The sequence below is a fragment of the Hassallia byssoidea VB512170 genome (assembly GCF_000817785.2).
GTDB lineage: Bacteria > Cyanobacteriota > Cyanobacteriia > Cyanobacteriales > Nostocaceae > Hassallia > Hassallia carrinoi.
On record NZ_JTCM02000048.1, the window covers coordinates 38,990 to 45,254 of the forward strand.

Annotated in this window: 6 protein-coding genes; all 6 read right to left on the minus strand. The window is 42.8% G+C overall.

Annotated elements, in window-relative coordinates:
* Window positions 1-8: 8 nt before the first annotated feature.
* Window positions 9-1,298 carry an SAM-dependent methyltransferase gene (locus PI95_RS19785; RefSeq protein ID WP_163519020.1) on the minus strand — a complete coding sequence of 430 codons (1,290 nt, stop codon included), beginning with the start codon at window positions 1,296-1,298 and terminating at the stop codon, window positions 9-11.
* Window positions 1,299-1,409: 111 nt separating this feature from the next.
* Complete coding sequence (locus tag PI95_RS19790) at window positions 1,410-2,138, minus strand: PIG-L deacetylase family protein (protein WP_039747304.1); 729 nt, start codon at window positions 2,136-2,138, stop codon at window positions 1,410-1,412.
* A 261-nt stretch (window positions 2,139-2,399) separates the two neighbouring features.
* Window positions 2,400-3,635, minus strand: a complete 1,236-nt coding sequence (locus tag PI95_RS37210) for an acyl-CoA dehydrogenase family protein (protein WP_336507302.1) — start codon at window positions 3,633-3,635, stop codon at window positions 2,400-2,402.
* A gap of 172 nt (window positions 3,636-3,807) precedes the next feature.
* Window positions 3,808-4,977: a CapA family protein gene (locus tag PI95_RS19800; protein ID WP_039747303.1), complete on the minus strand. Its 1,170-nt coding sequence runs from the start codon at window positions 4,975-4,977 to the stop codon at window positions 3,808-3,810.
* Window positions 4,978-5,144: 167 nt separating this feature from the next.
* Window positions 5,145-5,519: a hypothetical protein gene (locus PI95_RS19805; protein WP_163519021.1), complete on the minus strand. Its 375-nt coding sequence runs from the start codon at window positions 5,517-5,519 to the stop codon at window positions 5,145-5,147.
* A gap of 75 nt (window positions 5,520-5,594) precedes the next feature.
* The coding region (locus PI95_RS35290) for a WD40 repeat domain-containing protein (RefSeq protein WP_201280523.1) at window positions 5,595-6,265 on the minus strand (671 nt) is incomplete at its 5' end.

A 6,265-nucleotide genomic window follows, 5' to 3' on the forward strand; every position in this document is an offset into this window, starting at 1 on the left:
ATGGTAAATCAAACTCGCTCAAATAAATCAAGTCGATATTGTTCCTCGCGTTGACTTTTTAAATGTCGTAATTTATTCGGGGTTAACTCCATAAATGAATCGTGAACTTGATCGCCATTCAAAGGATAATCACGCGCATACTCTGTCCAATGAACTAAAAGCAAATGTCCTCCTGGTTCCAAGTGTTCTAAAATGCACTGCTTGGCTTTTTGCAGGTCTGACCAGCACCAGTAATAGCCAACTTCTGACACTAAAACTAAATCAAACATTTCTTCAGGATACTGTTCTGGTAAACGCATGATTTGAAAGCGTACCTGCTTTAAGTGCTGACAGCGCTGTATTGCTTTTTCTTGAGCTAGCTTTGACACATCAATTGAAAGCAAAGAGTCACATAAAGATGCTAGCTTTTCAGTTAAAACGCCAATTGAACCACCAATTTCAAAAGCAGATTTATAGCGTTTCGGTAAAGCAGCGATTGTGGCAGTATATTTCTTCGCTTCGTATTCGCTGGTTTCAAATTTCCACGGATCGGGATCGGTACCGTAAAGTGCTTCAAAATAACTTGGGGGAAGCGATCGCTTTTCTATCTCTAACAATTTTTTCGGCTTGGGGATACTTGCAGTGTTCAAAGCTTGTAAAAAATCATCAAAATTTACAAAGTCTTCGATAATCTGTTCAACTCCCGCATCCTGCAAGATTATTTTTTGTTCACCGCTAGCGACACCGACAAAATCTAGTTGCAGCTGCACAGCAGTTAAAACATCCCAAATTCCATCACCGATACAAACTATTTTTTCAAAATCTGATTCAGCATATAACGCTTTCGCTCTGGATATTGCGGTTTTGACAATATCTTCACGAGAAATACCATCATCAGCAGACGCAATCGGCAATTGTCCAACATCCAACTTTGCACTATCTAATTTCATGCAAGCTGATGCACTCCATCCTCCAGTTGCCAAAGCGATCGCCCAATCTTCTGTTTCTCGCAATCTCCGCAACATTACGGTTGCTCCAGGTACTTCAGCAAACAATATATTATCCGCTGTATATTGTTCTTGCAACAAATCGACAAAGCGGTGCTGAAGCCGAGATAATTCACTTTCTTGGGGAACACGTCCGAGAAACTCCTGAAAAATCTGCAAAGTTATCCCAGAATCGGTTGTGTGTCCGTAACTAGCCCAGTTCGTGTTAATATCTTCAATGCCATCCAGAGCAAACGCTTTCACAAAGCATTGAGTATCGACATCATTTGTTTTAGTCAGCGTTCCATCAATATCAAAAATTGCTAGTTTCATTAAAGCCTTTAATTTTCAACTTCTATAGGACTTACACACTCATGTCGTCACCAATTGAATTTACGTAGGGGCAATTCATGAATTGCCGCTACAAGACTTTAGGAAAAGCGCTCATTCCACTTCTAAATAAACTTCCCAAGGACGAGCGAAATTCAAAAGCATTTCTGGTGTCAAGCAAAAACCTTCGGGATCGTCATCAATTAAGTTGGTGATTTGCGAACGATAACAAGCGATCGCCTGTTTTTTCAACTCTACCACCGCAGCAATATCCAGACGCCAACTTGTTACTTTTTCCGATTCTGTCAAGTTTCCCCGTTGCCGTGGGTCCCAATCCCAGATAGGATATTCAATAATGCGCGGTGATAAATTTAAGTTACCCAAAGCGGTGTAAATTAACTTTGAAGTTGCTCGATGGTCAGGGTGAGGATCGTACCGCCAAGGTAAAAAGATAATTTGCGGCGCAATTTCTCTTAAATAAGCACTACAACTCGCTATTGCACTAATATATTGTGTCGAAATTGACCCATCTTGCAGTCCGCAAAATGTCACGTTATCCGGATTAACGCCTAACTTTGTTAAAGCTTCCAACGTTTCGCTTTCACGTAATGCCTGTAACAAAGGTGCGGGATACTTTAGAGAATTGGGGTGAGAAAGCGTACCGTTACTGATAACTAAAACGCGGACATCGCAATTTAGAGAACGTAAAAGAGCGATCGCACCACCACAACCCAACGTTTCATCATCGGGATGAGGTGCAACAATTAGCACCGGACTATAAGCAATTTCCTTAATAGACCGACAAGGCAAAACATCAGGATTAGTTAGCGGTGATGCAGTCATGCGATTTTGGATTTTAGATTTTAGATTTTGGATTGTAAAATAAACTTCTTACATAAATCAAAAACAAGAACCCCACCCCGCCTTTGACGTAAGTCAAAGTCTCCCCTCCCCGCCTGCGGGGAGGGGCTGGGGGTGGGGTGTTAAAGGATTTTTGCAATCTTGTTTAATGCTTATTCTATGTCACGAACTAGGATACCCCAACCTTCCTAGAGACGTTCGGTGCGGAACGTCTCTACTATAAAGGTGATTTGCCAATAATATTCATTGGTTCCAAAGCGAATGTGCTGGATTACTTTCAGCTAAAACATACTGTCCTACACTAGAAAGTGCAGCATCAAACGCGGGTTGACGCAGATACAGGGTTAAATCCCGGATGATGCGTTCCATCGGATTTGGTGGTAGCAAACCGCGAGTCCCAACAGAACGTTCGCACATTTGCATTACATCGATGCAAATTTGTTCAATTGCTGTCCGCACCATATTTGCATAAGCGACGAGTTGACTAGCTTGCGGATTGTCAACCGTCGGATAACCTCCAAACACAGGTGCATATGCTGCTACCATATCCGCAGCCGATCGCAACCAGAGATTACCACTTTCAATCGCGATCGCCATTCTACCCAGTCGTTCTCTTTGGTATGGATCGTTTGTATAATTCAGCTTTTGCAGATATTCGCGAGTTAAATCAAATAATGCTTCTGCACCACCCAATTGTACCGCTGCAAACCGAATTACTCCCACAGATAACCAAGGCTGTCTATAATAATCTCCAGGTTCACCGATTAAAGCATTTTGCTGCAACTCAACCCCGCTAAAATCTACTTTATAGCTAGCAGTTGCTCGCATTCCCGAAGGTTCCCACCAAGATGGATCGCTTACCGTTGCTACTTCATCCATTGGCACAATGCACATTTGCCAAGTACCATCGGGTAAGACTCCATTCACAAACGGACGCTCAACGTAGCCAGAGCCAGAACAAAAGGTTTTACAACCTTCGAGGCGATATTTACCATCCTCTAGGGGAATAATTTTAACACCATCAGCAGCTTCCGCATTCCAAACGCCAAATATTTTCAGGCGATCGCGTGCTTCACTTGCATAAGTTGCGATTTGTTCTTTAGTACCAAAAGTTTGAATTAGTTGCAGCGCATTGATATGTCCCTCATAAACTCGCCCAACCGCCAAATTGCCACGCCCGATCTGTTTTAATAGCATTAGGAGTTGTTGAGTTACACTCGCATCAATTCCCGCACCCCACCCACCTAAACCTCGGTGTAAAGGTGCAGACAACAAGCCAGCCTCAGCAATTAACTCAAACTCCTTTTTCGGGAAAGCGCCATTATAATCAATCGCGCTAGCGTTTAGCATACAATAATCAGCAATCTCTCTAGCACGTCTGAGAACTTCCGCAATGCACGAATCATGCCATTCTGTAAGGATAACATCCTTTGATAGTTGAGTATTAATAGCCGCCTCCTTTACATAACATATCTTCACATATTCTTGAAGATAATGAAATTCAGTTGGGTAGCGCCTCTATCTTCTGCGGGAAATAACGAACTTGATTTATATGAGTTTGATGCATCGGGCGATCGCCACGAAAAATTTAAACGTTCGTAGTGAGCACTAAAGTGCTCAAATAAGCGTTGAAACGCTTACTACGATTTTCTCATTTTATATTCGCCAAGACAATTTCTCCTTTCTTATTAATCTTCATCGGCTTATCCGGAAAAGCATTTTTATTCAAATAACGCAATAGACTCACAGTTCTAAACCGCTGATCTATCTGCGGAATTCCCTGTTTGTTCATCCGAACCGGGATAATTTTACTTCCGATTAATTCGCCATCAGAGTTCATTTTGACTTCTAAAATCATTGAATAACTGGTTTCACCTTCTGTTGATAAAGTTCTGTATCCGAGAAAGTTTCCTAATGAATAAGCGATGAGTTTACCTTTATAGATTTCCATCGCTCTAGGAACGTGAGGTCCATGTCCTATAACTAAATCTGCGCCAGCATCAATCATTGTCCGCGCAAATTTCATTGAATTTCCTCGGTCTTCTCCATAGAAATATTCAGTTTTATTTTTCACATGCATTGCCCCGGTTCCCTCCGCACCTGCCTGCATGGAAATAATTACCAGATTCGCGTTGGCTCTAGCTTCTTGAACGAGTGCTTTAGCTGTTTCTAAATCGTGCATTGAGTTGTAAATGTCATAGGTAGTAAATCCAATCATCGCTACCGGAACATTACGAACTTGTTTATAGAGAATTTGATTTTTATGACCTAATGTTTCAATGCCAACTGTGGCAAGATTATTAACTGTATCGCGAAATCCCACCTTGCCAAAGTCTAATGCATGGTTGTTTGCCATATTGAAAACATCAAAGCCAACATCAGCAAACAACTGTGCATATGCTGGGGGAGAACGAAACGCGAAAATTTGCCCTTGATTGATATCTTTGGAAGAATAGGGATAGGTAGTTAAGCTAGTTTCCAGATTACCCAATAATAAATCGGCTCTTTGCAAGTATGCCCTCACCGACTTTGGGATTAGCTGATTGCGATCGCGTGGAAGTCTGTGATTGGGGTAATTAGTACCGGGAATTACATCCCCCACAGCTTGAATCGTGATGTAATCGGATTCTGGCAAATCAAAACTTGGTGGTGGAGTGTATTCTGGCTGATATCCTGGTAAAAGCGGTATCGCTTCTTCTGAAGTTGCAGCTTGCGATCGCTGCACCTGCCCAAAGCGGACAAAGATTCCGATACTAATGCCTACACAAAAACAAAAGCTGATAAAACTCAACGGGAGTAATCGCCCAATTCTATTTGCCATATTCGCACTAGTTCCACTCCTCAGATTATGGGATTAGTTTAGCCCAAAAATGGGGAATTTTTGGTATAAATTAACGTATCCTCTTTGTAAATCTTGATTGCGAAATATTTAACCACACTCTGCGACCCTCCTTTGTTTACCTCCGCGTCCCTCTGCGTTTAAAAACGCTAAATGTTGCAATACTCTGGAATGCGATTGTCACTCGATGCATTGTAAAGACAAAACGGGTTCCCAAATTCAATAAACGGGTTCCCAAATTCAATAAACGGGTTCCCAAATTCAATAAACGGGTTCCCAAATTCAATAAACGGGTTCCCAAATTCGATAAACGGGTTGCCAAATTCGATAAACGGGTTGCCAAATTCGATAAACGGGTTGCCAAATTCGATAAACGGGTTGCCAAATTCGATAAACGAATTGCCAAATTCGATAAACGGGTTGCCAAATACAATAATAAGGAGAGGGGAGATAAAGCACAGGTTTATCGCGGTGAGGTTATGATTGACTACAACTTTATCGCGGCGATCGCAATTGACTTGCAACTATCCCCATAAGCTAAACCCTCAAACCCTTCCCCCCCTCTCCCCCTCTCCCCCTCCCCCCCTCCTCCTCTCCCCTCATCTCTTCTTACACACCTCAAGTTCTTCCAACGTCTCCGGATGAGCGATAAAGTAATCACTTAACCACAGACAACCCCTATTTAACAGTTCATCTAAGCCTTGAACTTGCCACACCTTGGCGGTTTTGTCTACTGATGCGGTGAGAATTCGTTTGCCATCAGGGCTAAAACTGGCGCTGAAGACTTGTTGTTGATGCCCAGTCAGGGTAGCGATGAGTTTACCATTTAAATCCCACACCTTGGCGGTTTTGTCACTTGATGCGGTGACAATTCGTTTGCCATCAGGGCTAAAACTGGCGCTGCTGACTTCTGCTTGATGCCCAGTCAGGGTAGCGATGAGTTTGCCATTTAAATCCCACACCTTGGCGGTATTGTCAACTGATGCGGTGACAATTCGTTTGCCATCAGGACTAAAACTGGCGCTGAAGACTACTCCTTGATGCCCAGTCAGGGTGGCGATGAGTTTGCCATTTAAGTCCCACACCTTGGCGGTTTTGTCAACTGATGCGGTGACAATTCGTTTGCCATTAGGACTAAAACTGGCGCTGAAGACTACTCTTTGATGCCCGGTAAGGGTGGCGATGAGTTTGCCATTTAAGTCCCACACCTTCGGGGTATTGTCAACTGAAGCAGTGACAATTCGTTTGCCATCAGGACTAAAACTGGCGC

Excerpts from the sequence above, each read along its gene's own strand:
- PI95_RS19785 (WP_163519020.1), bottom strand. The coding sequence starts at position 1,298 with ATGAAACTAGCAATTTTTGATATTGATGGAACGCTGACTAAAACAAAT.
- PI95_RS19790 (WP_039747304.1), bottom strand. The coding sequence starts at position 2,138 with ATGACTGCATCACCGCTAACTAATCCTGATGTTTTGCCTTGTCGGTCT.
- PI95_RS19800 (WP_039747303.1), bottom strand. The coding sequence starts at position 4,977 with ATGGCAAATAGAATTGGGCGATTACTCCCGTTGAGTTTTATCAGCTTT.